The organism is Mycobacterium sp. DHQP2018-32-09 (genome assembly GCF_058148405.1).
This window is the reverse complement of sequence record NZ_JBYVYK010000047.1, coordinates 1-25,068: the sequence shown is the minus strand read 5'-3', so window position 1 is coordinate 25,068 and position 25,068 is coordinate 1. Positions and strand designations below refer to the sequence as shown.

General features: G+C 71.0%; 24 protein-coding genes and 3 pseudogenes. 13 read left to right on the top strand and 14 right to left on the bottom strand.

What is annotated here, in order from left to right:
- The first annotated feature begins 12 nt into the window (after window positions 1-12).
- Together AC30CM_RS20865 and AC30CM_RS20860 are read left to right on the top strand one after the other, a co-directional pair.
- Window positions 13-255 (top strand): DUF4190 domain-containing protein, encoded by a 243-nt coding sequence (locus AC30CM_RS20865; RefSeq protein ID WP_490118817.1) that lies wholly within the window; start codon window positions 13-15, stop codon window positions 253-255.
- The gene (locus AC30CM_RS20860; RefSeq protein ID WP_490118816.1) at window positions 249-815 is read left to right on the top strand and encodes a DUF4190 domain-containing protein; all 567 of its coding nucleotides are present in this window, start codon (window positions 249-251) and stop codon (window positions 813-815) included. The genes AC30CM_RS20865 and AC30CM_RS20860 overlap by 7 nt, the downstream gene beginning before the upstream one ends.
- Here AC30CM_RS20860 and AC30CM_RS20855 read toward each other — a convergent pair.
- A complete protein-coding gene (locus AC30CM_RS20855; RefSeq protein ID WP_490118815.1) occupies window positions 812-1,774 on the bottom strand; it encodes an HpcH/HpaI aldolase/citrate lyase family protein in 963 nt (320 codons plus the stop codon). The genes AC30CM_RS20860 and AC30CM_RS20855 overlap by 4 nt on opposite strands.
- A gap of 25 nt (window positions 1,775-1,799) precedes the next feature.
- On the opposite strand from AC30CM_RS20855, the gene AC30CM_RS20850 reads away from it, so the two are divergent.
- The 4 genes and pseudogenes from AC30CM_RS20850 (at window position 1,800) to AC30CM_RS20835 (ending at window position 6,401) form a co-directional block, all read left to right on the top strand.
- The gene (locus AC30CM_RS20850) at window positions 1,800-3,107 is read left to right on the top strand and encodes a magnesium transporter MgtE N-terminal domain-containing protein (RefSeq protein WP_490118814.1); all 1,308 of its coding nucleotides are present in this window, start codon (window positions 1,800-1,802) and stop codon (window positions 3,105-3,107) included.
- Window positions 3,104-3,634 (top strand): annotated as a pseudogene (locus tag AC30CM_RS20845) (DUF1003 domain-containing protein); the annotation flags it as partial. The gene AC30CM_RS20850 and the pseudogene AC30CM_RS20845, both read left to right, overlap by 4 nt.
- Before the next feature lie 241 nt (window positions 3,635-3,875).
- Window positions 3,876-5,204 (top strand): lytic transglycosylase domain-containing protein, encoded by a 1,329-nt coding sequence (locus AC30CM_RS20840; RefSeq protein WP_490118813.1) that lies wholly within the window; start codon window positions 3,876-3,878, stop codon window positions 5,202-5,204.
- A gap of 54 nt (window positions 5,205-5,258) precedes the next feature.
- Entirely contained in the window at window positions 5,259-6,401 is a 1,143-nt protein-coding gene (locus AC30CM_RS20835; protein ID WP_490118812.1) for an Mrp/NBP35 family ATP-binding protein, read from the top strand.
- 8 nt (window positions 6,402-6,409) lie between these two features.
- Here the strand turns inward: AC30CM_RS20835 and tatB are convergent, their stop codons facing one another.
- The 4 genes from tatB to sigE all read right to left on the bottom strand — a co-directional run bounded on the left by tatB (window position 6,410) and on the right by sigE (window position 9,750).
- Window positions 6,410-6,859 carry a Sec-independent protein translocase protein TatB gene (gene tatB, locus AC30CM_RS20830; protein ID WP_490118811.1) on the bottom strand — a complete coding sequence of 150 codons (450 nt, stop codon included), beginning with the start codon at window positions 6,857-6,859 and terminating at the stop codon, window positions 6,410-6,412.
- Window positions 6,860-6,861: 2 nt separating this feature from the next.
- Window positions 6,862-8,358, bottom strand: a complete 1,497-nt coding sequence (gene htrA, locus AC30CM_RS20825; RefSeq protein ID WP_490118810.1) for a serine protease HtrA — start codon at window positions 8,356-8,358, stop codon at window positions 6,862-6,864.
- A 77-nt stretch (window positions 8,359-8,435) separates the two neighbouring features.
- Window positions 8,436-8,831, bottom strand: coding sequence for an anti-sigma E factor RseA (rseA, locus tag AC30CM_RS20820; RefSeq protein ID WP_490118809.1), 396 nt, complete (start codon window positions 8,829-8,831; stop codon window positions 8,436-8,438).
- Between the two features lie 97 nt (window positions 8,832-8,928).
- On the bottom strand, window positions 8,929-9,750 hold the full coding sequence (sigE, locus tag AC30CM_RS20815) for an RNA polymerase sigma factor SigE (RefSeq protein ID WP_490118808.1): 822 nt from the start codon (window positions 9,748-9,750) through the stop codon (window positions 8,929-8,931).
- 174 nt (window positions 9,751-9,924) lie between these two features.
- Between sigE and AC30CM_RS20810 the strand changes: the two genes are divergently transcribed.
- The 5 genes from AC30CM_RS20810 to AC30CM_RS20790 all read left to right on the top strand — a co-directional run bounded on the left by AC30CM_RS20810 (window position 9,925) and on the right by AC30CM_RS20790 (window position 14,567).
- The gene (locus AC30CM_RS20810) at window positions 9,925-10,578 is read left to right on the top strand and encodes an O-methyltransferase (RefSeq protein ID WP_490118807.1); all 654 of its coding nucleotides are present in this window, start codon (window positions 9,925-9,927) and stop codon (window positions 10,576-10,578) included.
- A 121-nt stretch (window positions 10,579-10,699) separates the two neighbouring features.
- Window positions 10,700-11,362, top strand: coding sequence for a TetR/AcrR family transcriptional regulator (locus AC30CM_RS20805; RefSeq protein WP_490118806.1), 663 nt, complete (start codon window positions 10,700-10,702; stop codon window positions 11,360-11,362).
- Window positions 11,355-12,272 carry an ABC transporter ATP-binding protein gene (locus tag AC30CM_RS20800; RefSeq protein ID WP_490118805.1) on the top strand — a complete coding sequence of 306 codons (918 nt, stop codon included), beginning with the start codon at window positions 11,355-11,357 and terminating at the stop codon, window positions 12,270-12,272. Before AC30CM_RS20805 ends, AC30CM_RS20800 begins: the two co-directional genes overlap by 8 nt.
- The gene (locus AC30CM_RS20795) at window positions 12,269-13,882 is read left to right on the top strand and encodes an ABC transporter permease (protein WP_490118804.1); all 1,614 of its coding nucleotides are present in this window, start codon (window positions 12,269-12,271) and stop codon (window positions 13,880-13,882) included. The genes AC30CM_RS20800 and AC30CM_RS20795 overlap by 4 nt, the downstream gene beginning before the upstream one ends.
- 10 nt (window positions 13,883-13,892) lie before the next feature.
- Window positions 13,893-14,567 carry a methyltransferase family protein gene (locus AC30CM_RS20790; RefSeq protein ID WP_490118803.1) on the top strand — a complete coding sequence of 225 codons (675 nt, stop codon included), beginning with the start codon at window positions 13,893-13,895 and terminating at the stop codon, window positions 14,565-14,567.
- Window position 14,568: 1 nt separating this feature from the next.
- Here the strand turns inward: AC30CM_RS20790 and AC30CM_RS20785 are convergent, their stop codons facing one another.
- Window positions 14,569-15,489 carry an SAM-dependent methyltransferase gene (locus AC30CM_RS20785; protein ID WP_490118802.1) on the bottom strand — a complete coding sequence of 307 codons (921 nt, stop codon included), beginning with the start codon at window positions 15,487-15,489 and terminating at the stop codon, window positions 14,569-14,571.
- 96 nt (window positions 15,490-15,585) lie between these two features.
- Window positions 15,586-16,800, bottom strand: a complete 1,215-nt coding sequence (gene glgC, locus AC30CM_RS20780; RefSeq protein ID WP_490118801.1) for a glucose-1-phosphate adenylyltransferase — start codon at window positions 16,798-16,800, stop codon at window positions 15,586-15,588.
- Window positions 16,801-17,004: 204 nt separating this feature from the next.
- Between glgC and glgA the strand changes: the two genes are divergently transcribed.
- Window positions 17,005-18,177, top strand: coding sequence for a glycogen synthase (gene glgA, locus AC30CM_RS20775; protein ID WP_490118800.1), 1,173 nt, complete (start codon window positions 17,005-17,007; stop codon window positions 18,175-18,177).
- 48 nt (window positions 18,178-18,225) lie between these two features.
- On the opposite strand, the gene AC30CM_RS20770 is transcribed toward glgA, so the two are convergent.
- The 7 genes and pseudogenes from AC30CM_RS20770 to log form a co-directional block, all read right to left on the bottom strand.
- Window positions 18,226-18,393, bottom strand: a complete 168-nt coding sequence (locus AC30CM_RS20770; RefSeq protein WP_066857137.1) for a DUF3117 domain-containing protein — start codon at window positions 18,391-18,393, stop codon at window positions 18,226-18,228.
- A gap of 155 nt (window positions 18,394-18,548) precedes the next feature.
- Window positions 18,549-19,169 carry a DNA-3-methyladenine glycosylase I gene (locus AC30CM_RS20765; protein ID WP_490118799.1) on the bottom strand — a complete coding sequence of 207 codons (621 nt, stop codon included), beginning with the start codon at window positions 19,167-19,169 and terminating at the stop codon, window positions 18,549-18,551.
- 230 nt (window positions 19,170-19,399) lie between these two features.
- Window positions 19,400-19,711 (bottom strand): annotated as a pseudogene (locus AC30CM_RS20760) (DivIVA domain-containing protein); the annotation flags it as partial.
- 67 nt (window positions 19,712-19,778) lie between these two features.
- Window positions 19,779-20,720 (bottom strand): glucosyl-3-phosphoglycerate synthase, encoded by a 942-nt coding sequence (locus AC30CM_RS20755; protein ID WP_490118798.1) that lies wholly within the window; start codon window positions 20,718-20,720, stop codon window positions 19,779-19,781.
- Entirely contained in the window at window positions 20,717-21,547 is an 831-nt protein-coding gene (gene folP / locus AC30CM_RS20750; protein WP_490118834.1) for a dihydropteroate synthase, read from the bottom strand. Before folP ends, AC30CM_RS20755 begins: the two co-directional genes overlap by 4 nt.
- Before the next feature lie 118 nt (window positions 21,548-21,665).
- Entirely contained in the window at window positions 21,666-23,456 is a 1,791-nt protein-coding gene (gene fadD6, locus AC30CM_RS20745) for a long-chain-acyl-CoA synthetase FadD6 (RefSeq protein ID WP_490118797.1), read from the bottom strand.
- Between the two features lie 33 nt (window positions 23,457-23,489).
- Window positions 23,490-24,068: a cytokinin riboside 5'-monophosphate phosphoribohydrolase gene (gene log / locus AC30CM_RS20740; protein ID WP_490118833.1), complete on the bottom strand. Its 579-nt coding sequence runs from the start codon at window positions 24,066-24,068 to the stop codon at window positions 23,490-23,492.
- 88 nt (window positions 24,069-24,156) lie between these two features.
- Here log and AC30CM_RS20735 point away from each other — a divergent pair.
- Window positions 24,157-25,068, top strand: a pseudogene (locus tag AC30CM_RS20735) (tetratricopeptide repeat protein); the annotation flags it as partial.

The window sequence follows — 25,068 nt, the reverse complement described above, 5'->3', positions numbered from 1 at the left end:
GCAAGGCTCCCGATGACCACGGCCGACCACGCGCCACGGCTCAACCGCCTGGCCGTCGTCGCCTTCGCGTCGTCGGTGCTCACGCTGTTCGGCGTCGGATCGCTGCTCGGGGTGGGGCTGGCCGTCGTGGCCCTCAACCAGATCAGCGTTCACGGCGGGCGGGGCCGCGCGCTCGCGTACGCTGCGATCGTCGTGGGGGCCCTGACGTTGTTGGCGACCATGATCGTCATCGGGAAGGCGGCGAACACGTGGTAGACGAACGACCCGAGCAGCCGTCGCACGCCCAGGAATTCGCCCCGCTGGAGAAGTCGACGCCGTACGACCCCTACGCTCCGGTGGACTATCCCGCCGACGCGACGCCGCCGCCCGGGGCGCCCCCACCGGGCACGGGACAACCCGCGCCCGGGCTGCCACCCCCGGTGTACTACCCGCCGCCCGGCTTCGGACCCCAGCAGCCCCCGTATCCGTCTCCCCATCCGCCGCCGCAGGGCGGCTGGCCCGGCGCATACCCGCCCTACGACCCCTACCGGGCAGCGCCGCCGCAGGGCACCAACGGCAAGGCCATCGCGGCCCTGGTGACATCCCTCGTCGGCCTGGCCGGCGGGGCGTGCCTGTGCCTGATCCCCCCGGTCGTGGGCTTGATCCTGGGAATCGTCGCGATGACCGAGACCAAGCGCACCGGGCAACCCGGCCGCGGCATGGCGATCGCGAGCATCGTGATCTCGGTGGTGACCATCGTGGCGTACCTGGTCTTCTTCGCGGTCGTGATGGCCGCCGACCCCGGCAGCGACGGCTACGACTTCAGCACCATCTAGCCGCGTGCCGGCGGCTCGAACGGCGGTGTGGTGCGGGGCATGCCCGCGGCCCGCCCCTTGCCCGCGATGACCAGCGCCATCTTGCGGCTCGCCTCGTCGATCATCTCGTCGCCGAGCATCACCGCGCCACGTGCACCGCCCGCCCGCGACGTGTGCCACTCGTAGGCCTCGAGGATCAACTCGGCGTGGTCGTAATCGGCCTGCCGCGGGCTGAACACCTCGTTGCCCGCGGCGATCTGGTCGGGATGCAGCACCCACTTGCCGTCGTAACCCAGCGCCGCCGAGCGGGCCGCGACCCGGCGGAAGGCCGCGGTGTCCCGCACCTTCAGGAACGGACCGTCGATGGCGTTGATCCCGTGGGCGCGCGCGGCGACCAGGATGCGCATCAGCACGTAGTGGTGCGCGTCGCCGACGTCGTATCCCTCGGGCTGCTCACCGACCACCAACGTGCGCATGTTGAGGCTCGCCATCATGTCGGCGGGGCCGAGCACCAGCGCCTGCACCCGCGGCGCGGCGGCGATGGCGTCGACCGCGCTGAGCCCCGCCGCGTCCTCGATCTGCGCCTCGATGCCGATGCGCCCGTGCGGCAATCCGTGAGTGGCCTCCAACTGCGAGAGCAGCAGATCCAGTGCGTGCACGTGGGACGGGTCGGACACCTTCGGCAGCACGATCAGATCCAGATGGGCGCCCGCGGCCGCGACTACCTCGATGACGTCGGCGTGCGTCCACGGCGTCGTCCAGTCGTTGACCCGCACGCCCCGCAGCTGACCGCCCCAGCCCCCACCCGCGAGCGCCGCCGCCACGCGGCCGCGCGCCTCTGCCTTCGCCTCGGGCGCCACGGCGTCCTCGAGATCCAGGAACACCTCGTCGGCCGGCAGCCGCCGTGCCTTGTCGATCATCTTGGCGCTGCTGCCAGGAACCGACAAGCAGGTTCGGCGGGGGCGATAGCGGTTATCCACGGCAACACTCTCTACCCTTTGACACATGGCGGCGGTGAACAGGGTCTACGCGGCCCGGCTTGCAGGGCTGGTGGTCCTGGGCCCGGACGGTGAGTCCATCGGTCGCGTCCGAGACGTCGTGATCAGCATCAGCATCGTCAAACAGCAGCCCCGCGTGCTCGGCCTCGTCGTCGAATTGCTCACTCGCCGACGGATCTTCGTCCCCATCCTGCGCGTCACGTCCATCGAACCCGATGCCGTCACGCTGGTCACCGGCAACGTGTCGCTGCGCCGCTTCGCGCAACGCCCGGGCGAGGTGCTGGTGCTGGGCCAGGTGCTCGACACCCGGGTGCGCGTCGACGACCCCGAGCACCCCACCATCGCAGGCGTCGACGTGATCGTCGTCGACCTCGGCATCGAACAGGTGCGTTCCCGCGACTGGCTGGTGACGCGCGTGGCCGTGCGCAGCCACCGGCGGCTCGGCAGGCGCACCACCGTCCACGTCGTCGACTGGAAGAACGTGGCCGGTCTGACGCCGTCGGCGTTGGCGCTCCCCGGGCAGGGGGTCGCCCAGCTGCTCGCCCAGTTCGAAGGCCAACGCCCCATCGAGGTCGCCGACGCCATCCGCGAGCTGCCGTCCAAGCGGCGCTACGAGGTGATCAACGCCCTCGGCGACGAGCGGCTCGCCGACATCCTGCAGGAGCTGCCCGAGACCGAGCAGGCCGACCTGCTGGAGCAACTCGACACCGAACGCGCCGCCGACGTGCTCGAGGAGATGGATCCCGACGACGCCGCGGACTTGCTCGCCGAACTCGACGCGTCCCGCGCCGAGGTGCTGCTGGCCCGCATGGACCCCGAGGATTCCGAGCCGGTGCGCCGGCTGCTCAAGCACTCCCCCGACACCGCGGGCGGTCTGATGACCTCCGAACCCGTCGTCGTCGCGCCCGACACCACCGTGGCCGAGGCACTCGCACGCGTGCGCGACCCGGACCTGACCCCCGCGCTGGCCTCGCTGACGTTCGTGGTGCGGCCTCCGACCGCCACCCCCACCGGCCGCTACCTGGGCTGCGTGCACCTGCAGCGCTTGCTGCGGGAGCCGCCGGCGACGCTGGTCAGCGGCATCCTCGACAAGGACCTGCCGAACCTGGCACCGGATACGTCGCTGGCGGCGCTGACGCGCTACTTCGCGGCCTACAACCTGGTGTGCGGTCCGGTGGTCGACGAGGAGAACCACCTCCTGGGCGCCGTCACCGTCGACGACGTGCTCGACCATCTGCTGCCACACGACTGGCGCGTGAGCGCTGAGGAGCCCGAGCTGCCCATGACCGACGTCGCGCCAGGGACGCCGTCGTGACCGACTCGTCCCGCTCCCGCCTGGACACCCCTCGCGTGGGCGGTCGTCGCCTGACACCGCGCTTCGACGTGGAGGCCGTCGGCAAGGTCAGCGAATCGATCGCCCGATTCCTCGGCACCGGAAGGTATCTCGCGATCCAGACCGTGATCGTGATCGTGTGGATCGCGCTCAATCTGGTGTCGGTGCACCTGCAGTGGGACCCCTACCCGTTCATCCTGCTGAACCTGGCGTTCTCGACCCAGGCGGCCTACGCCGCGCCGTTGATCCTGCTGGCCCAGAATCGGCAGGAGAACCGCGACCGCGTCTCGCTCGAGGAGGACCGGCGCCGGGCCCAGCAGACCAAGGCCGACACCGAGTTCCTCGCTCGCGAGCTCGCGTCGCTGCGCCTGGCGGTGGGTGAGGTGGTCACCCGCGACTACCTGCGCCGCGAACTCGAGGACCTGCGCGACGCCCTCAACGAACTCGTGCCCCCGAAGGCCGGAAAGTCGAAGTCGGACAAGAAGCACAAGCCGGCCGCCCGCGCCGCCGCGCCGGCCACGCAGACGGACACCGGGTCCGACACCGACACCGACACCGACACCGACACCGACACCGGATCCCACCCCGAATCCGACACCGTGTCGACCGACCCGGGTACCGATCCGGAGAGTGCCGGTCGCTAGTCCCGATCGTTGACCGCAACCACTCTGTTGCATTCCTGCAACACCGGAATCAGCACTGGGTATGGTGACGTGGTCCACACGATCTTTGGGCTTCGAGGACGGTGACGTGCACTTCAGAGGACCGGCGGGGGGACGCGAGGGCTGGACGGCATGGCGCCGTCGCGCGAGCCGCGCGGTCCGCTCACCCGCCTTCGGCGTCGCCGTGCTGGCGCCGGTGGTGCTGCTGGGAGCCGTCGGCGGTGCCGCCCCGGCCGCACGGCACCAGGTCAGTGCCGACGGCTACACGCCGCTGGCGGCGGTCGCCACCGCCGGCGCCGACGCCGGAAACACCGGCGGCGCCAAGGTGATCGCCGCGGCCAAACCGTTCAAGCCCGTGCGCGTCGCGCTGGCGAACCCCTCGCCCCCGCCGCCGCCCATCGTGATGGCACCCGTCGGCTCGCTGCGCATCCCCATGGTCGCGCTCAAGGCGTACCGCAACGCCGAACGCATGATGGCGTCGGCCTACCCGGGCTGCGGCGTCAGCTGGAACCTGTTGGCCGGCATCGGCCGCATCGAGTCGGGGCACGCCAACGGCGGCGCCACCGACGCCACGGGCACCGTGGTGCAACCCATCTACGGCCCCAGCCTCGACGGCACGTTGCCGGGCAACGAGGTGATCGTGCACAGCGTGCAGGCCGGCCGGGTGACGTACGCGCGCGCGATGGGACCCATGCAGTTCCTGCCGGGGACGTGGGCGCGGTATGCCTCCGACGGCGACGGTGACGGCAAGGCCGACGTGCAGAACGTGTACGACGCATCGTTGGCGGCCGCGCGCTACCTGTGCAGCGGCGGCCTGAACCTGCGGGACCAGTCGCAGGTGCTGACCGCGATCCTGCGCTACAACAACTCGATGGCCTATGCCCAGAACGTCCTCGGCTGGGCCGCCGCCTACGCCACCGGAGTGGAGCCGGTGGACCTGCCGCCCATCACGGGTCCCCCACCGCCCATCTCCGACGTCCACCTGGCCAGCAACCCGGAGGGTCTCGGCCCGGGACTTCCCGGCAACGCCATGGGGCTGCCGTCGAACGATCCGCTGGCCGTGACGCCGCTGTTCGACATCGCGGGCGGGATGAACACCGCCGGTCAGCTGGGGGCACCCGGTTCGGCGCCCGGACCGCTGCCGGGCCCGGCGGCCGCAGGCGCGCAACAGAACTGCGCGGTGTTCTGCCTGCAGGGCACGCCGGCATCGCCGCCGGAGGCCCCGGCACCCGCCCCGTTCGCACCGCCCTTCCCGCCACCCCCGTTCGCTCCGCCGCCGGCCCCGCTCCTCGGCCCGGCACCGGCCCCGCCACTCGGTCCGGTGCCCGCCCCTGCTCCCGGCCCGCTGGGACTGCCGGCACCCGGCCCGCTCGGACTGCAGACCCCCGGCGCCGTGCCGGGCCCGCCTCCGGCCTGACCTGGTTCACGGCCGTTGGACCGTGGCCGCCCGCCGCGGCCTAGACTCGCGGTGATGTCCTCTACAGCCAAAGACCTCGAACCCGCCGTCCGCGCGGCGCTGGGCAAGGTCGTCGATCCCGAGCTGCGCCGGCCGATCACCGAAGTCGGCATGGTCAAGAACGTCACGGTCGACGACGACCACGGCGTGCACGTCGAGGTGTACCTCACCACCTCCGCGTGTCCCAAGAAGACCGAGATCGTCGACCGCGTCACGCAGGCCGTCTCCGACGTCCCGGGCACCGGTGCGGTCCGGGTGACGCTCGACGTGATGGACGACGAGCAACGTGCCGAGTTGCGCAAGCTGCTGCGCGGCGACTCCCGCGAGCCCGTGATCCCCTTCGCCCAGCCGGGCTCGCTGACCCGCGTCTACGCCGTGGCCTCCGGCAAGGGTGGCGTCGGCAAGTCCAGCGTCACGGTGAACCTGGCGGCCGCCATGGCCGCGCGCGGACTGTCGGTGGGCGTGCTCGACGCCGACATCTACGGCCACTCCGTACCCCGCATGATCGGCACCGCGGATCGCCCCACGCAGGTCGACTCGATGATCATCCCGCCGGTGTCACACGACGTGAAGGTCATCTCGATCGCGATGTTCACCCAGGGCAACACGCCCGTGGTGTGGCGCGGTCCGATGCTGCACCGGGCGCTGCAGCAGTTCCTCGCCGACGTCTACTGGGGCGACCTCGACGTGCTGCTGCTCGACCTGCCGCCGGGCACCGGCGACATCGCGATCTCGGTGTCGCAGCTGATCCCGGGTGCCGAGATCCTGGTGGTGACCACGCCGCAGTTGGCCGCGGCCGAGGTGGCCGAGCGCGCCGGCGCCATCGCGCTGCAGACGCGGCAACGCATCGCCGGCGTGGTGGAGAACATGTCGGGTCTGCTGCTACCCGACGGCACCACGATGCAACTGTTCGGCGAGGGCGGTGGCCGGCAGGTCGCCGAGAGCCTGACGCGCGCGGTCGGCGCCGACGTGCCACTGCTCGGCCAGGTGCCGCTGGATCCCGGCCTGGTCGCCGCGGGCGACGCCGGTGTGCCACTGGTGTTGTCGGCCCCGGATTCGGCGGCGGGCAAGGAGCTGCGCAAGGTGGCCGACGCGCTGTCGGCCCGCAAGCGCGGCCTCGCCGGCATGTCGCTGGGGCTCGATCCCGCCGGGCGGTAGCCGCGCCGCTACGTCGCGTCGCTGTCGAACGGCGTGAAGCCGGGCACGTGGGGCGGCGCCGGTGGCGGCACGGGCGGCGGCGCCGAGTGCGGCTTCTCCGCGGTGGGGCCCGATCCGTTGCCGCCGGTCGCGGACGCATCGGCCGAGGTCTGCTCCCCCGGCTTGTCGAAGACGCCGGTGAGGAACGAGTCGTCGCCGTCGAGCAGATGCTTGGTGATCGCGGCGCGCGGCGTCATGCCACGCAGCTTCTGCAACTCCGACAGCGGCTGCCGCAGGTCCTCGAACTCCGGGCCCAGATCCTGCCGCAGCTGGCTGGTGGCGCCGCTGAGATAGTCCTTGGCCTGCCTCACCGCGCCCGAGGTCCAGCGGATGGCGCCCGGAAGGCGCTCGGGTCCGAGGATCACCAGGCCGGCGATCACCAGGATCAGCATCTCCCCCCAGCCGATGTTGCCGAACATCGCTACTGGTTGGGCTGGTCGAGGTCGGAGCCAGGGGTGATCTGCAGGGTGACGGGGCGGCCGTCACGCATGACCTCGATGGGGGCTTCCTGACCGATCTTGAGCTGGCGCACCGCGACGATGAACTCATCGGCATCGGCCACCTTGCGGTCACCGACCTTCACCACGACGTCGTTCTCCAGCAGGCCGGCCCGCTCGGCGGGGCCGCCGACCTTGACGTTGGCGACCTGTGCGCCGGAGGCCACCGAGTTGCTCACCGAGCGCGCGGTGAGGCCCAGCGTCGGATGGGCGATCTTGCCGTCCTTGATGAGGGTCTCCACCACGGTCTTCACCTCGTTCACCGGGATGGCGAAGCCGAGGCCACTTGCACTGTCGGACAACGACTTTCCGGCAGTGTTGATCCCGATCACCTCGGAATTCATGTTGATCAGCGGGCCACCGGAGTTGCCGTGGTTGATGGAGGCGTCGGTCTGCACGCCGTCGATCACGGTCTCGGTGTCCGAACCGTCGCCCGACAGCGGGACGGGGCGGTGCAGGGCGCTGACGATGCCGTGGGTGACCGTGCTGCGCAGGCCCAGCGGGGCACCGGCGGCGATCACCTCTTCCCCGACGACGATCTTCTCGGAGTCGCCGAGGCGCGCGACCGACAGGTTGTCGACGTTGTCCACCTTGAGCACGGCGAGGTCGGTCTTGGGGTCGCGGCCGACGAGGTTGGCCGGGACCTCCTTGCCGTCGTTGAACACGACGGTGAGCTTGAAGTCGGCAGGCTTCTGGGCGGCCTCGGAGATGACGTGGTTGTTGGTCACGATGTAGCCGCGGCCGTCGACCACGACGCCGGAGCCCTGGGACCCCTCGGTCTTGCTGGTGGCCTCGATGGTGACGACCGAGTCGGCGACGGCCTTGGCCACCGTGGCGAACCGGCCGGCGTCGCCCTGCGGGTTGTCGTCGGTCTCGAGTGTCACCTTGGACGTGGTGAACGCCGAGACGACCTCGGCGGTGGTGCGGCCGATCCAACCGCCGCCGATGCCGATGAGCAGGGCGATGATGGCCAGCAGGCCCAGTGCCGTCCAGGACACCCGGCGACCGAACAGCACGTCGCGGACGCCGAGCTTGCCTGCGGGCACCGGCGCGACCGGTGGGGCGGTGTGCTCGACCGCGGGGGTACCCAGCGACGGCGTCGCCGACGGGTCGCGCCACGGATCGGGTGGGGTCTCGGCCGCACTGGCGCGTTCGGCGTCCAGCGCGCCGGCGTCGGCGGGGTGGCGCTGGAGCGTCTCGGTGGCGCCGTGCCTGCCGAAGGCCTCGGCGAGGACGGGATCCGGCGGCTGGTTCTTCGGCGTGAACTCACCCTGGCCCGGATGCTGGTCGGCGCCGACGAAGGAGCCCTGGAAGCCCGCGGGCCTACCGAATGCGCGGGCCTGGGTGGGATCGACGGGCGGGCGTTCGACCGGCCGCGGTGCCATGCGGTGCCCGTTGCCGGTCTGGTCCTGATTGCTCACGCGTATCTCCCCATGATGGCGTCCGCCGGCCCTTCGCCTGACCGGAACGCGGTGTCGAAACCGATTGAAATGCCAGCCTACCGACGCCTGCGACGCTGCCGCAGCGCCTCGTCAGCTAACCGTTGCCGCTCTTCTTCCGACTGCGGGTCCGGTATCGGATGGTGCGGGATCTGCGACAACGCACCGAGCAGCGACGTAGGTACGGAGATGGGACAAGATTCCCGCAACGCGGTGCGCGCCTGCCCCTGGGCGTCGACGGCCGCCGCGCACTCGGCGCACTGCGACAGGTGCCCCGCCGCGCGCAGATGGCCCTTCATGCTCAGCTCGCCGTCGACGAACGCCGCGATGGCCTCGGTCGACAGGTGCTCGGTGGAGCCGAACTGGCGCGGCCCCACGGGGGCGCTGCTCTGCGACGCGAACTGAGCGGGGAGCCACGAGAATGCCCGCCGAAAGACGTCTCCCGGGTCGACCATCACCCAGCTCCCTTCCGGTCCCTCGCACGGTGCGACGCGTTCCTCCTCGAATGTAGCGCGCTCGGGCGCGCCAGACACCCGGGAGCGTCGGCGTGGCTCAGGCCGAACGCGCGTGGCGTTCGCCCATCGCGCTTCCCGCGTCCGAGTGGGCGGCGAGGTGGTCGCGCAGCGCCTGCCGACCGCGGTGGATGCGGCTGCGGACGGTACCCAGCTTGACGCCGAGGGTCGCGCCGATCTCCTCATAGGACAGGCCTTCGATGTCGCACAGCACGACCGCGGCGCGGAACTCCGGCGCCAGCGAGTCGAGGGCGGCCTGCAGGTCGGGGCCCAGCCGGGCGTCGTGGAAGATCTGCTCGGGGTTGGGGTCCGACGCCGGGACGCGGTCGTAGTCCTCGGGCAGCGCCTCCATGCGGATGCGGCCGCGACGCCGGACCATGTCCAGGAAGAGGTTGGTGGTGATGCGGTGCAGCCAGCCCTCGAACGTGCCCGGCTGGTAGTTCTGCACCGATCGGAACACGCGGATGAAGGTCTCCTGCGTGAGGTCCTCGGCATCGTGCTGGTTGCCGGACAAGCGGTAGGCCAGCCGATACACGCGATCGGCGTGCTGACGCACCAGCTCGTCCCACGACGGCATCGTGGTCTGGTCCCCGGTCGCGTCGAACACGGCGGTGCCGGTGAGTTCGTCGGTGGTCTCGACCCAGTCCGACGTGCCCGGATGCTCGAGGTGCGCCATGAAGACGGGGGACGCCACGGAGGTCCCCGTGGCGGCCGCGGGCGAGGCGGTGGGCGAGGTGGTGGGCGAGGTGGTGGTCGTCGGATCCTCCAGATCTCGGGTGGTGTCGACGCGTGGATCAACGGTCTCGCCGGCACGAGAATTCCCGCGGTGTAGACCGGATGGGGACACTGCGCCGTCGTTCATGGGACACAACATTTCGTACCGTGGTGAGGTTGGCATATGAGCAAACTGAACTTTTCCTGAGAAAGCGTGTTACCCCGCGTTGACGTGCACGAACACGGCGGTTTCGATTCGATCACGGGGCGGGCGGCGGGCGTGTCGCGCGGCGCGGTTCAGGAGGTCCTCTACGCTGCGGGCATGGCCAGCACCGACGCCCCGCGGCAGAGCCGCTCCGAATCGATCCTGGCGCACGCCGAGCAGTCGATCACCGAGGACGCGATCACCGCGGCGGCCAGGGAACGTGCCGACGATAGCGGGGTCGGCGCGGTGACCCCCGCGGTGGGTGCGCTGCTCAGCGTGCTGGCGCGGCTGGCGAGCGCGAAGGCAGTGGTCGAGGTGGGGACGGGTGCCGGCATCTCAGGGCTGTGGCTGCTGGCGGGCATGCGCGAGGACGGCGTGCTGACCACCATCGACGTGGAACCCGAGCACCAGCGGCTGGCCAAGCAGGCGTTCACCGAAGCCGGGATCGCGCCGGGACGTACGCGCCTGATCGGCGGGCGCGCGCAGGAGGTGCTCACCCGGCTGGCCGACGAGTCCTACGACCTGGTGTTCATCGACGCCGAGCCGGCCGATCAGCCGGCGTTCGTGGCCGAGGGAGTGCGGTTGCTGCGCGCCGGTGGTGCGATCGTCGTGCACCGGGCCGCGCTCGGCGGTCGGGCCGGCGACGCATCGGCGTCGGACAAGGACGTCACGGCGGTGCGTGAGGCAGCCCGCCTGATCGCCGAGGACGAGCGGTTGACCCCGGTCCTCGTGCCGCTGGGCGACGGTCTGCTGGCCGCCGCTCGCGACTAGCCCTCGCGCCCCTCTCCGTGTCTCCGCCGCCTCCGCTCCCTTAGGCGGCGCGGCTTCTTGACGATTTCTTGACGCGGCATCTCCTTGACCGCTGACTGAACGCGTGTTTAGTCTGCTGAACATGCGTTCAGTCGACGATCTGACCGCGGCGGCCCGCATCCGCGACGCCGCCATCGAACTCTTCGGCCGCGACGGCTTCGGGGTGGGCGTGCGGGCCATCGCCGCGGCGGCCGGGGTGAGCCCGGGCCTGGTGAACCACCACTTCGGCTCGAAGGACGGACTGCGCAAGGCATGTGACGACCACGTCGCCGAGACCATCCGCCGCGGCAAGAGCGAGACCATCCGCACGTCGGACCCGGCAACGTGGCTCGGCCAACTGGCCGAGATCGAGGACTACGCCCCGCTGATGGCCTACCTGATGCGCACCCTCCAGACCGGAGGAGAACTCGCGAAGATGCTGTGGCACACCATGATGGACAACACCCGCGCGTACCTGGAAGAGGGCGTCCGGGCCGGCACCGTCAAGGCCAGCGACGATCCCGACGCCCGAGCCCGGTTCCTGGCCCTGGCCGGGGGCGGCGGATTCCTGCTGTTCCTGCAGATGCACGACGATCCCGGCGACGTCCGAGCCGTCCTGCGCGACTACGGCGAGCAGATGGTGCTGCCCGCCCTCGAGCTCTACACCCACGGCTTGTTGGCCGACGACACCATGTACCAGGCGTTCCTCGAACAACGAAGGCACGGAACACCGTTCACCCACCCGGGAGGAGACCACGATGAATGACGCGACCGCAGCCGTCGACGTTCGGGGACTGACCAAGCGGTTCGGCAGGACCAGGGCCCTCGACGGTCTCGATCTGAGCGTCGCGCCCGGCGCCGTGGCCGGCTTCCTGGGCCCCAACGGAGCGGGCAAGTCCACCACCATTCGCGTGCTGCTGGGACTGTTGCGCGCCGACGGCGGCACCGTCCGCCTGCTCGGCGGCGACCCCTGGCACGACGCCGTGGCCCTGCACCGCCGGATCGCCTACGTCCCAGGCGATGTCACGCTCTGGCCCAACCTGACCGGCATGCAGGCCATCGAGTTCCTGACGGCCACGCGCGGCGGCGTCGACACCCGGCGACGCGACGAACTCATCGAACGCTTCGAACTGGACCCGTACAAGACCGCACGCACGTACTCCAAGGGCAACCGGCAGAAGGTCGCCATCGTGGCCGCCTTCAGCACGCGCGCCGAGTTGTTCATCCTCGACGAGCCGACGTCGGGGCTGGACCCGTTGATGGAACGGGCCTTTCAGCGGTCCGTCCGCGAGGTCGCCGACGCCGGGGCGGCCGTGCTGCTGTCCAGTCACGTGCTGGCCGAGGTGGAGCGACTGTGCGACGACGTCACCATCGTGCGCGCCGGCCGCACCGTGCGCAGCGGCTCACTGCAGGACGTGCGACACCTGATGCGCACCACCGTCACCGTACGCACGCGCACCGCGGCGCCCGACATCGCGCAGGCCACCTACGTCCACGACCTCCGCGACGACCGCGACGCCCGCGACGAACAAGGCACCCTGACCTTCTCGGTCGCACCCGACGACCTCGACCGCGCGATGGCCGATCTGGTGCGCGCGGGCATCGACGAGTTGACGGTGGCGCCGGCGTCGCTGGAGGACGTCTTCCTGCGCGAATACCAGGCAGCACGGCGATGACGACGACCACGCCTGCCCGCGTGGCCAAGCACGCCGCCGCGACGGGTCCGTGGACCGGCACCGTCACGTTGATCCGCCTGGCCGTTCGCCGCGACCGGATCCGCCTGTCCGTGTGGATCGCGGCCCTGGTGGCGCTGACGGCGTACGCCCCCGTCGCCATCGAGCTGGCCTACCCCGACCGGGCGCAGCGGCAGGCACGCGTCGACCTGCTGCAGACGCCCGCGGGAATCATGTTGAGCGGGCCCAGTTTCGGCGGCGACCAGACCGACCTCGGCGCCATGGTGGCCAACGAGTTGATGCTCACCCTGATCGCCGCCGCCGCCATCCTGGCGATCTTGACCGTGATCCGGCACACGCGCGCCGACGAGGAGAGCGGCGTCGCCGAACTCGTCATGGCGGCCCCCATCGGACGGTACGCCCGCACCGCCGCGGCCCTCGCGGTGATGGGCGCGGCGAACGTCGCCCTGGCGATCCTGGCCACCGCGGCGATGTCGGCGACGGGATCGGCCGTCGTCGATTCCGCGGCGATGTGCACCGGCGTGGCCGCGACGGCCACCGTCTTCGGGGCCGTCGCCGCCGTCACCGGCCAGCTGTGGCGGCAGGCGCGCGCCGCCACCGGTGTGGCCATGGCGACGCTGGCGGCCGCGACGCTGGTGCGTGGCGTCGGCGACGTCATCGACCACTCGGGCAGCGCGCTGAGCTGGCTGTCGCCGATCGCCTGGGCACAACAGATGCGGGCCTTCGTCGACGTGCGCTGGTGGCCACTGGCCCTGCTGCTGGCGCTGAGCACGGTGTTGGTGGCGCTCGCCGCGACACTGGAGAGCCGCCGCCAATACGACTCCGGCACGTTCGCGGCCACTGGCGACCGGCCGGGCGCGCGCGGGGTGCGCACCGTGGTGGGACTGCACCTCGTCCTGCAGCGCGGCCAGCTGGTCGGCTGGGCGGTGGGCTTGCTGCTGGCCGGCCTGACCCTGGGGTCGATGACCAAGGCCCTGCTCGATGCCGCAGCCGGAAACGAGGTGATCGCGAGAGTGCTTGGCGCGCAGGGCACCGACGGCGTCCACACCACCATGACCCAGTTCCTGGCCGCCGCAGCCGGCGGCTACGTGACCGCGGCCGTCCTGCGGGTCCACGCCGACGAGCGGTCCGGCCTCGGCGAAGCCGTCTTGGCGGGCGCCGTGTCGCGTTGGCGATGGCTGGGCACGGCGGTGACGTCGGCGGTGTCGGGAGCCACCGTCCTGATGCTGTGTGCGGGCGTGGGCAACGGCCTGGGCGCGGGTCTGACCACCGGCGACCCGGTGACCGTGGTGCGGCTGGTCGGTGCGGGGCTGGCGTACGTGCCCGCGCTGGCGGTGCTGGCCGGCGTCGCCGCCGTGGCGGTTGCGGTGCGACGACCGTCGCTGGGGTGGCTGGCGGTGACGTTCGTCGTGACCGCCCTGTATCTCGGGGCGCTGCTGCGGCTGCCGCAATGGCTGATCGACCTGTCACCGCTGACCCACACGACGGCGCCGCGCGCCGTGTCACCCGCGGCCGTGATCGCGCTGTGCGCGGTCGCCGTCGCGCTGACGACTGCGGCGGGTTGGTGGTATCGCAGACGCGACGCGGTATGAGGAGGACGTCATGGGGATGATCGGTCGAGCCCTGGCGTCGGCGGTCGGGGGTGCGGCGTTCTTCGCCGTCGTGCTGTTCCTGCCTGCGGGCACCGCGGACTACTGGCAGGCGTGGGTGTTCCTCGCCGTGTTCGTCGCGACGACGCTGCCGCCCAGCGCGTATCTCGCGGTGCGCTACCCCGACGCACTGCGTCGCCGGATGTCGGCGGGCCCCACCGCCGAGCCGCGGCCGGTGCAACGGCTCATCATCACGCTCACGTTCGCGCTGGGGGCCGCGACGTTCGTGGTGGCGGCGCTGGACCACCGCTACGGGTGGTCGTCGGTGCCACTGTGGGCGGTCATCGCCGGTGACGTCCTGGTGGGTGCGGGTCTGCTGCTGTCACAGCTGGTGATCGTGCAGAACAACTACGCCGCGGCGACGGTGCGGGTGGAGGACGGCCAGACCGTCGTGACGACGGGGCTGTACGGCGTGGTCCGCCACCCGATGTACCTCGGCGCGCTGATCATGACGGTGGGCACGCCCCCGGCCCTGGGCTCGCTGTGGGGGTGGCTCGGCCTGGTGGCGTCGGTCCCGGTGTTCGTAGCCCGCATCCTCGACGAGGAAGCGCTGCTGCGCGACGGCCTGGCCGGGTATCGCGAGTACGCGAACGAGGTGCGCTGGCGGGTGCTGCCCGGCGTGTGGTGAGTCAGCCCAGGACGGCGCTGGTGAGGCGGGCGCCGAACAGGCCGGCGAGCGCCGCGTCGGGCCGCACGTCGATGCCGCTGGCTGCGGCCCGTTCCGCCGCCGTCGTGGTGGACGTGGTCCACCCACGGACCGCCAGGTAGGCGTCGACGTCGCGGCGGCCGTGCGGGTAGTACACGTCGGCCGGGTCGGCGACGGCGAGGTCGGGATGCCAGTCCAGGGCCAAGCGGCTGCCCGGTGCGCTCATCGCCGCGATCCGGTCGAGCAGCAGGTCCACCGCGGTGGGCGTGATCTGGGCCAGCAGGCCCTCGGCGACCCACGCCGTGGGCGCCGACAGGTCGAAGTCGTTGCACCACAAGGCATCCGGCCAGTCACCGGGAAGGTCGGCAGCCACCGAGCGCACGTGAGCCCGCGACGAGGCGCCCAGCTCGTGTAGTTCTCGCGCCTTGAACGCGAGCACGTCGGGCCGGTCGACCTCGAACAACACGGTGCCGGGATGCCACGGCAGCCGATAGGCGCGCGCGTCCAGACCGCTGGCCAGGATCACCACCTGACGAACGCCGGCCAGCATGGCGTGCACCAGGAATTCGTCGTAGAACTGCGTACGCACCGCCATGCCGTCCGCGACGACGCCCCACGTGCCTGCCGCCGCGTCGTCGGGCGTGGTCCCCGACGCGATGCGCGTGAAGCACTCGACGCCCAGTGCCTCCACCAGCGGGGCGGCGAACGGGTCGTCGAACATGGCATGGGGCCGCCGCGCGGCCAGCGCACGGAGGGCGGCCACCCCGGAGGCCATGGCCGACACGCCGGTACCTGCGACGGTGGCCCCGTCTGCGCTGCCGTGCGCCGCGAGGGCGCCGAGGGTGACGCCGGTGGAGTCCATGCCGACGGAAGGGGGGTCGTAGGTGTCGTCAGCGCGGAGCATCACACCTCCAACTGTGGCGTCGGCTAATGATTAGACACAGTAACCGAATCTTGAGGATGCCGCAGAACCGCAGCTCAGGAGGTATACCCCGACCGCTTAGACCCAAACACCCTTGCCGACGGCGACGACACCACCCGCGCTGATCGAGAATCGCTCCCGGTCCTTGTCCAGATCGACACCGACCATCTCCCCCGGCCCCACGACGACGTTCTTGTCCAGGATCGCGTGCCGGACCACCGCGCCGCGACCGATGCGCACGCCCGGCATGAGCACGCTGCCCTCGACGATGGCACCGTCGTCGACGGCCACGTTGGTCGACAGCACCGAGTTGCGCACCGACGACGCCGAGATGATGCTGCCGGCACCCACCACCGACTCCTGCGCCGAACCGCCGTTGACGAACTTCGCGGGCGCCAGGCTGTCGGACTGGCCCAGGATGGGCCAGCGCTTGTTGTAGAGGTTGAAGACCGGGTGCACCGACACCAGGTCCATGTGCGCGTCGTAGAACGCGTCGAGCGTCCCGACGTCGCGCCAGTACCCGTGATCGCGTTCCGTCGACCCCGGCACCTCGTTGCCGTTGAAGTCGTAGACGGCGGCCATCCCGTCCTCCACCAACCGCGGGATGATGTTGCCACCCATGTCGTGATCGGAGTCGTCGTCCTCGGCGTCGGCCCGGATCGCGTCGATGAGCACCTTCGTGGTGAAGATGTAGTTGCCCATCGACGCGTAGGTCTGCTCGGGATCGTCCGGCGTGCCAGGCGGGTTGGCCGGCTTCTCCACGAACGCGCGGATGCGGCCGGAGTCGTCGGCGTCGATGCAGCCGAACGCCGAGGCCTCCGCGCGTGGCACCCGGATGCCGGCGACCGTCGCCCCCGCCCCGCTCTCGATGTGGAACTGCAGCATCTGCTCGGGATCCATGCGGTAGACGTGATCGGCGCCGAAGACCACGATGTAGTCGGGATCCTCGTCGTAGATCAGGTTCATCGACTGGTAGATCGCGTCGGCCGAGCCGGTGTACCACCGCGGCCCCAACCGCTGCTGCGCCGGAACCGGGGTGATGTACTCGCCGGCAAGACCGGAGAGTCGCCAGTTCTGCGAGATGTGCCGGTCCAGCGAATGCGATTTGTATTGCGTGAGAACGCAGATTCGCAGGAAGCGCGCGTTGACGAGATTCGACAGGACGAAATCGATGAGCCGGTAGGCGCCGCCGAAGGGAACCGCCGGTTTCGCTCGGTCGGCCGTCAGCGGGTAGAGACGCTTGCCCTCACCCCCAGCCAGCACGATGCCCAGTACGTGTGGCAATTCCCTCATGTCTCAAACCTATCGGCCACCACCGGTGCGGGCCAGCCATTCGCGGCTATTCGGCCACCGTGTCTGAGACGCGAAGGCCCACCGTGCCCGCGATGCCCCCTCGACGCGGCCGCACCGGACCATTCGGCCCCATCCCCGCGAGGGGCGCGCGCGGGATCGACCCCATGGGTGCGTCGGGGCAGCGCGACCACTACCGTCGTCCCCATGCGGGTGGCCATGATGACCAGAGAGTATCCGCCCGAGGTGTACGGCGGCGCCGGCGTGCACGTGACCGAACTCGTCGCGCAGCTGAAACGCCTGTGCGACGTCGACGTTCACTGCATGGGTGCCGACCGGCCCCAGATGCCGGACGTGTTCGTCGCCAAACCCGATCCCGCGCTCGCCGGGGCCAATGCCGCCCTGTCCACGCTGTCGGCCGACCTGGTGATGGCGAACGCGGCGGCGGGCGCCACCGTCGTGCACTCCCACACCTGGTACGCGGGCATGGCCGGCCACCTCGCCGCCCTGCTGCACGGCGTGCCGCACGTGCTCACCGCGCACTCGCTCGAGCCCATGCGGCCGTGGAAGGCCGAGCAGCTCGGCGGCGGGTACCGCGTGTCCTCCTGGGTGGAACGCACCGCCGTGGAGGCCGCCGACGCCGTCATCGCCGTCAGCTCCGGCATGCGGGCCGACGTGCTGGCCACCTATCCCGCCCTGGACCCCGACCGCGTGCACGTGGTGCGCAACGGCATCGATGCCGACGTCTGGTACCCGGCGGCCCCGCAGGCAGGAAGCTCGGTGCTGGAGGAGCTGGGCGTCGACACCTCCGCGCCGATCGTCGCGTTCGTCGGACGCATCACCCGGCAGAAGGGCGTCGCCCACCTGGTCGCCGCCGCCCACCACTTCGCCCCCGACGTCCAGCTGGTGCTGTGCGCCGGCGCCCCCGACACGCCCGAGATCGCCGCCGAGGTCAAGGGTGCCGTCGAGCGCCTCCAGGAGGCCCGCAGCGGGGTGTTCTGGGTGCAGGACATGCGACCTACCGAGCAGATCCGCGAGATCCTCTCCGCGGCAACCGTTTTCGTGTGCCCGTCGGTGTACGAACCCCTGGGCATCGTCAACCTGGAGGCCATGGCCTGCGGGACCGCGGTCGTGGCGTCCGACGTCGGCGGCATCCCCGAGGTGGTCGCCGACGGCGAGACCGGGCTGCTGGTGCACTACGATGCGGCGGCCACCGACACGTTCGAACGCGACCTCGCGGCGGCCGTCAACGACCTGGTCGCCGACCCCGAACGCGCCGCCCGGTTCGGCGCCACCGGCAGACGGCGCTGCATCGACGAGTTCTCCTGGGCGGCCATCGCGGAGCAGACCCTCGAGATCTACCGCAAGGTGGCCCACTAGCACGTTCGGCGTGACGGGCCGGGGCCCGTCACGCCGAACGCAGAGGTGCTAGCTGGTGACGTTCTTGAGTTCCTCGCCGAGAGCGGCGGCCTCGTCGGGGGTCAACTCGACGACCAGACGCCCTCCGCCCTCCAGCGGTACGCGCATCACGATGCCTCGCCCCTCCTTCGTGGCTTCCAGTGGACCGTCGCCAGTCCGGGGCTTCATCGCTGCCATCGAGCGCTCCCTCCGCGTGTTCCGGCCCGCGGGGGGCGGGCCGGTCTCACCGAGGCCGCCCACCGTCGGCAGCACCCGGCACTGAACTGCATTGCAACTCCCGCCATTCTTCCCTATCCGGCGCGTCCGGTGTGCAAAGACCCGGCCAAGCGACATCACGCGTAGGCAGAATCGCCCCGGCCGGCCCGCTCCGGCACGAAACACGACGCCAGGTGATCGTCGACCATGCCGGTCGCCTGCATGAGCGCATAGGCCGTGGTGGGGCCCACGAAACGGAACCCACGACGCTTCAGTTCCTTGGCCATGGCCTTCGACTCGTCGGTCACCGCGGGCACGTCGGCCATGGTCTGCGGACGCTGCCGCGCCGGGGGCGCGAACGACCACAGCAGGTCGCCCAGGTCGACGTCCAGGTCGGCGAGTACGCGGGCGTTGGAGATGGTGGCCTCGATCTTCGCGCGGTTGCGGACGATGCCGGCATCGGCCAGCAGCCGCTCGACGTCGCGGTCGGTGAACCGGGCGACCCGCTCGGCGTCGAAGCCCGCGAACGCCCGCCGGAACCCCTCGCGCTTGCGCAGGATCACCAGCCACGACAGCCCACTCTGGAACGCCTCCAGCGACATCCGCTCGAACAACGCGCCGGCACCGCGGAGCGGCCGTCCCCACTCGGTGTCGTGATAGGTGCGGTAGAGCACCGAATCCGGTGTCTCCCAACGCTCCGGCGAGGAATCGATCCAACCGCAGCGGATCAGCCCGTCGGGGCCGGGGCCGCCGCTCATCGTTCCGAGGCGGCCTCGTCGGCGCGGGCGTGCACGCCCCCGCCCGCCGGCCTGGCGTCCACGGCTGCGGCCGCCTCGCCGACCTCGGCGACCTTGCCGCCCCCGGCCGCGCCGTCGGCCCCGTCGTCGGCCGCATCGTTCCCGGCGGCATCGTTCCCGGCAGCATCGTTCCCGGCAGCATCGTTGACGGCGACACCGGCCCGATCGGACCCGTCGCGCGCGGCAGCACCGTCGAGCCTGTCGGGATCCGCGGCGTGTGCCGCCCGCACCGCCGCGAGTTCACCACGCACCAGGTCGAGTTCCTGCGCCAGCCGGTCGAGTACCCAGTCCACCTCGCTGGCCTTGTACCCCCGCAGCGACTGCGCGAACTTCAGCGCCTCCACGTCGGCACCCGTCACGCCCGACGCCGGCAGCACCGTCGCCGTGGTCCCCCTGGGAAGCGGGGGCAGCCGCTCGCCGCGGCCGAACAGCACGCTGCCGACGCCGAAGAGCACGGTGGCCACCAGGATCAGCACGACCAGGTACAGCAGGATCAGTGTCACGGCATCGATACTGCCCGAACGTGCCGACGCCCGGTGGCCCCAGGTGCCCGGCTCGCCGCGCCCGCCGTCAGGGCCGCAGGGTGTTCATCGGCGGCCGGTCCGCCAGCGACACCGACGACGTGCGGGGCGTGTAGTCGTCCCCGTCGGCGAAGAACTGCGTGAGCCCGACGCCCGAGTCCGGGATGCCGCAGCGGGTCAGCAGTGTCGCGATGACCTGCCTGCTCATCGCCGCCAACTCCGTCAACGGCCGGTTGCGGTGCGTCCGCACCCCCAGGTTCACCTGCGCGATGGCATCCAGTCCCAGCTTGTCGTAGGTGTCGATCAGCAGACCGATCTCCACGCCGTACCCGGGCGCGAACGGCAGCGACGTGAGCAGCTCCCGCGTCCCGGCGTACTCCCCGCCCAGCGGCTGCAGCAGACACGTCAGCTCGGGCCGCAACGCCGCCAGCAGCGGGCGCGCCACCAACTCGGTGACCCGGCCGCCGCCGTTGGCGTCCTCGCTGCCGCTGACCTTGAGGGGACGGCGGTAGAAGCCCTTGACGAAGTGCACGCCGTCGGCCGTCAGCAGCGGCCCCAGCAGCTTGGGCACGAACATCGGGTCCGGGTCGATCAGGTCGCTGTCGACGAACGCGATGACGTCACCCGTGGTGGCTGCCAGCGACCGCCACAGCACCTCGCCCTTACCCGGCTGGGGCTCCACCTCGGGCAGCGCCACCTCGCGACTCACGACGCGTGCGCCCGCGGCCAGCGCGCGGATCTCGGTGTCGTCGGTGGATCCCGAATCCAGCACGATCAGCTCGTCGACCAGGCCTCCCAGCAGCGGGGCGATGGTCTCCACCACCGCGCCCACCGTCTGTTCCTCGTTGAGGGCGGGCAGCACGACCGAGACGGTGCGGCCAAGCTTGGCGGCCTCGAGTTCAGCGACGGTCCACACGGGACGACTCCAACTGTGATCGGACAACCAACGGTGGCCCGCGACGGCTTCTGTCAGGTCAGGTGTCACGCTCATGCCAGTCCCCTAATGGTCCGCGCCGGTGGACGCACGCCCTGGATCGACGCGACCATGTCGAGTACGCGTCGAGTGGGACCGACCTCGTGCACCCGGAACATCGCGGCCCCCGCCTCGGCGGCCAAGGCCGTCGCGGCAAGCGTGCCCTCCAGGCGCTCCGTCAGCCCCACACCCAGAGTCTCCCCGACGAAATCCTTGTTGCTCAGCGCCATCAGGACCGGCCATCCAGTTTTTACAAGGTCTTTCACGTGCCGCAACAAAGCGAGCCCGTGATGGGTGTTCTTGCCGAAATCATGGGTGGGATCGATGAGGATGCCGTCGCGGCGGACCCCGGCGGCGACCGCCCGCTCGGCCGCGGAGGTGACCTCCGCGAGCACGTCGTCGACGACGCCGCGCTCGCTGATCCCGTAGTTCACCCGGAACGGCCGGGTCCGCGGCACCGCCCCGCCGGTGTGCGAGCACACCAGACCCGCCCCGAACTCGGCCGCGACGTCGACCAACCCCGGGTCGACACCACCCCACGTGTCGTTGACGATGTCGGCGCCGGCCGCACATGCCTGCCTGGCCACCGTCGCGCGCCAGGTGTCGACGCTGATCAGCTGGTCGGGATAGGCGCCGCGCAACCACTCGATGAACGGCACGACGCGCGCGATCTCCTCGTCGGCGTCCACCGCCTGGCCGGGGCCGGCCTTGACGCCGCCCACGTCGACGACGTCGGCCCCCTCGGCGACCACCCGGTGCACCGCAGCCATGGCCGCCTCGTCGGTGAACGTGGCGCCGCGGTCGTAGAACGAGTCCGGCGTCCGGTTGACGATCGCCATGACCATGGCGTGACCGCCCCCGACCGGGCGACCCAGGAACGTCGACTGCACACCCCCAGGCTAGCCAGCCCGACGATTTCGGCGCGCTGACGTTCGCCGAGCGAACGTCAGCGCGCCGAAATCGCTAGCCCTTGGGCTTCTTGCCGTCGACGACCTCGGCCGGGTAGTCGTCGTAGAACGGCACGTAGCCCTCCTCGCGGCCCGCGAGCACGTAGACCGGATCCTCGATCTTCTCCTCGCCTCCGCCGTACCCCTGCTTGCGCAGGTCCACCTTCTGACTCTTGAACGTCGACGTGTGGGCCAGCTCACCGACGATGCGCACGAACAGCGGTACCGCGTACCCCGGCAGGTGCTCGTATGCGGCCTTGGCGAGCGCCTTGCCGTCGAATTCCGCGCCGTCCTTCAGCTCGATGGCGACCATGCCCGCCCGCCCGCCCGCGCCGGGCACCTCCACGCCGTACACCGTGGCCTCCTCGACCTGCGGGTCGAGCGACACCGCCGCCTCCACCTCGGTGGTCGCGACGTTCTCCCCCTTCCAGCGGAACGTGTCACCCAGGCGGTCGGTGAACGCGGCGTGCCCGAACCCCTGCGACCGCATCAGGTCACCGGTGTTGAACCACACGTCGCCGTCCTTGAAGGCGTTGCGCACCAGCTTCTTCTCGGTCGCGCTCTTGTCGGTGTACCCGTCGAACGGCTGGAAGTTGCTGACCTTCGACAGCAGCAGGCCGGGCTCGCCGGCCTTGACCTTGCGGACGCGGCCCGCCTCGTCGCGCACGGGATCGCCGGTCTCGCCGTCGTATTCGACGAACGCGATCGGCGACGGGCAGATGCCGGTGGTCTTGTCGACGTTGAAGACGTTGACGAATGCGGTGTTTCCCTCACTGGCGGCGTAGAACTCGCACACCCGCTTGATGCCGAAGCGCGACGTGAACTCGTCCCAGATCGCAGGACGCAGGCCGTTGCCGCAGATGACGCGGACCCGATGCTCGCGGTCGGTGAGCTTGGGCGGCTGGTTGAGCAGGTACGCGCAGATCTCCCCGATGTAGATGAAGGCCGTTGCCTCGTAACGGATCACGTCGTCCCAGAACTTCGACGCCGAGAACGACTTGCCCAGCGCCAGCGTCGCACCGGCGTTGATCACCGACGACACCGCGACCGTCAGCGCGTTGTTGTGGTACAGCGGGAGGCAGCAGTACAGCGTGTCGCCGTCGTGCAGTCGCAACCCCAGACCACCGAAGCCGGCGAGCGCACGCAGCCAGCGGTAGTGCGTCATCACGCTGGCCTTCGGCATGCCCGTGGTGCCCGACGTGAAGATGTAGAACGCCTTGTCCTTGGCCAGGACCGCGGCGGTGGCAGCGGGATTGACGGTGGGTGCGGTGGCCGCCAACCGGACCACCTCGTCGATCGTCACCAGGCCGTCGGTCGACGCGCCACTCTCGGTGATGGGCTCGACCAGGTCGGTCTCGGCCACGATGGCGCGGGCGTCGAGCAGGCCGATGCTGTGTTCGAGCACCTTGCCGCGCTGGTGGTAGTTCAGCATGCCCGCCACGGCGCCGCACTTCACGGCGGCCAGCATCAGCAGCACCGACTGCGGCGAGTTGCGCAGCATGATGCCGACCACGTCGCCGTGGCCGACACCGCGCGCTGCGAGGACGGCCGCATAGCGGTTGACGGTCTCGTTGGCCTCGCGGTACGTGATGGCCTCGTCGCCGAATCGGATGAACACGTTGTCGCCGTAGCGCGCCGCGCGGTCCTGGAAGACCTTGCCGATCGACGTCTTGGCCGAGGGCTTCGCCAGAAATCCCGTCACGACGCCGCGCACGATGACGGGCGCGTCCTTGAGGAAACCGGGAAGCCGCGGGGCAAGGTCGAGCAGGCCGACGGTGGAACGGGTGCCAGAGTGCTGGTCGCTCATGATCGCAACATTAGCTGTGATCGGTGAGCTTGCTCACCCCGCCGGTTGGTCGGGGCCTGGGTCGCACGCCGCCATGGCCGCCTCGACGTCGGACACCACGATCAGCCGGTCCAGCGCGCCCGCCCCGACGTAGCCGGTGTCCGCCAGGTCGCGCAGCCACGTCAGCAAGCCCTCGTAGTGCCCGAACGGGTCCAGCATCACCAGCGGCTTGGCGTGCATGCCGAGGTATCCGGCCGTCCACGCCTCGAAGAACTCCTCGAGCGTGCCGATGCCGCCGGGCAGCACCACGAAGGCGTCGGCGCGGTCCTCCATGATCTGCTTGCGCTCGCGCATGGTGTCGGTGACCACGAGTTCGTCGGCCTCGACGTCGGCCACCTCGCGGTGCACCAGCGCCTTGGGGATCACGCCCACGGTGTGCGCGCCGTGGGCGCGGGCGGCCTCGGCCACCGCGCCCATCGCCGAGACGTTGCCGCCGCCGGACACCAGCGTCCAGCCGCGGTCGCCGATGGCCGCGCCGACGGCCGTGGCGAGGGCGATCAATTCGGGATGCCGCGGACCCGAGGCGCAGTACACGCACACGGCCCAGGTCGTTTCGCGTTCGTCGACGTCGATGGCCACGGCCTCGAACCTACCGGCACCGGCGATCCCCCGAGTTTCGCGGTGCCGAGCCCCGGCCGGCACCTAGACTGCCGCCGTGGTGGATCGCGTCGCCGAGGCGTCGGATGCGTTGGACCGCGGCGACCTCTCCGCCGCAGAGGAATTGGGCCGCGCCGCCGTCCGGGACCACGACTCGCTGCCGGCCCGCCTGCTGCTGGCGCAAGCCCTGGCGTGGCAGGGCCGCGGCCGCGAGGCCGACGACGTGCTGGCCGCCGTGGATCCCGCGACGTTGACCGAGGCCGAACTGCTGTCGTGGGCACTCCCCCGCGCCGCCAACCAGTTCTGGATGCTCGACGAACCCGAGCGCGCGACGGCGTTCCTGCAGGCGACGCGCGGCCGCGTGTCGTCGGCGCCTGCCGTCACCGTCGACGCGCTGCTGGGGACGTTCGCGATGAACGCCGGCAACCTGTCGCGCGCCATGGACATGGCGGGCGCGGTGCTCGCCTCGCCGGACGCCGATCAGCAGGCGGTCGGCTGGGCCGCCGCGGCGGCGGCGCTCTGCACGGCCCGCACCGGCGCGTTCTCCGACGTGGACGACCTGGCGGCTCGGGCGCTCGCCGCGGGACACCCCGGGCTGCTGCGCTTCACCAGCGGGCTGGGGCAGACGACGACGCTGATCCTGGCCGGCGACCTCCACCGCGCCCACGCACTGGCCGAGGAGCTGATGGCCGACGCGGTGGTGGGTCAGCCCAGCCACGCCATCGGCCAACTGCTGATGGCCGACGTCCTGGTGTGGCGCGGCGACCTCGACGCGGCCGTGGCGCTGCTGCAGATCGCCGCCAAGGCGTTGGCCCCCACCGGGTACTCCTGGGCGCCGCTGGCGTGGATGTCGCTGGCGTCGGCGCTGGGGCAGGCGGGGCGCGTGGCCGACGCCGGCCGCGCGCTCGCGCGGGCCGAGGGCAGGCATGGGCTGAAGTCCATGCTGTTCGCCCCCGAACTGGGCATGGCCAAGGCG

Bases quoted from the DNA above. Each gene is read 5' to 3' on its own strand.
- AC30CM_RS20865 (WP_490118817.1), top strand. From the start codon at position 13: ATGACCACGGCCGACCACGCGCCACGGCTCAACCGCCTGGCCGTCGTC.
- AC30CM_RS20850 (WP_490118814.1), top strand. From the start codon at position 1,800: ATGGCGGCGGTGAACAGGGTCTACGCGGCCCGGCTTGCAGGGCTGGTG.
- AC30CM_RS20835 (WP_490118812.1), top strand. From the start codon at position 5,259: ATGTCCTCTACAGCCAAAGACCTCGAACCCGCCGTCCGCGCGGCGCTG.
- tatB (WP_490118811.1), bottom strand. From the start codon at position 6,859: ATGTTCGGCAACATCGGCTGGGGGGAGATGCTGATCCTGGTGATCGCC.
- rseA (WP_490118809.1), bottom strand. From the start codon at position 8,831: ATGGTCGACCCGGGAGACGTCTTTCGGCGGGCATTCTCGTGGCTCCCC.
- sigE (WP_490118808.1), bottom strand. From the start codon at position 9,750: ATGAACGACGGCGCAGTGTCCCCATCCGGTCTACACCGCGGGAATTCT.
- AC30CM_RS20810 (WP_490118807.1), top strand. From the start codon at position 9,925: ATGGCCAGCACCGACGCCCCGCGGCAGAGCCGCTCCGAATCGATCCTG.
- AC30CM_RS20805 (WP_490118806.1), top strand. From the start codon at position 10,700: ATGCGTTCAGTCGACGATCTGACCGCGGCGGCCCGCATCCGCGACGCC.
- AC30CM_RS20800 (WP_490118805.1), top strand. From the start codon at position 11,355: ATGAATGACGCGACCGCAGCCGTCGACGTTCGGGGACTGACCAAGCGG.
- AC30CM_RS20795 (WP_490118804.1), top strand. From the start codon at position 12,269: ATGACGACGACCACGCCTGCCCGCGTGGCCAAGCACGCCGCCGCGACG.
- AC30CM_RS20790 (WP_490118803.1), top strand. From the start codon at position 13,893: ATGGGGATGATCGGTCGAGCCCTGGCGTCGGCGGTCGGGGGTGCGGCG.
- AC30CM_RS20785 (WP_490118802.1), bottom strand. From the start codon at position 15,489: ATGCTCCGCGCTGACGACACCTACGACCCCCCTTCCGTCGGCATGGAC.
- glgC (WP_490118801.1), bottom strand. From the start codon at position 16,800: ATGAGGGAATTGCCACACGTACTGGGCATCGTGCTGGCTGGGGGTGAG.
- glgA (WP_490118800.1), top strand. From the start codon at position 17,005: ATGCGGGTGGCCATGATGACCAGAGAGTATCCGCCCGAGGTGTACGGC.
- AC30CM_RS20770 (WP_066857137.1), bottom strand. From the start codon at position 18,393: ATGGCAGCGATGAAGCCCCGGACTGGCGACGGTCCACTGGAAGCCACG.
- AC30CM_RS20765 (WP_490118799.1), bottom strand. From the start codon at position 19,169: ATGAGCGGCGGCCCCGGCCCCGACGGGCTGATCCGCTGCGGTTGGATC.
- AC30CM_RS20755 (WP_490118798.1), bottom strand. From the start codon at position 20,720: ATGAGCGTGACACCTGACCTGACAGAAGCCGTCGCGGGCCACCGTTGG.
- folP (WP_490118834.1), bottom strand. From the start codon at position 21,547: ATGGTCATGGCGATCGTCAACCGGACGCCGGACTCGTTCTACGACCGC.
- fadD6 (WP_490118797.1), bottom strand. From the start codon at position 23,456: ATGAGCGACCAGCACTCTGGCACCCGTTCCACCGTCGGCCTGCTCGAC.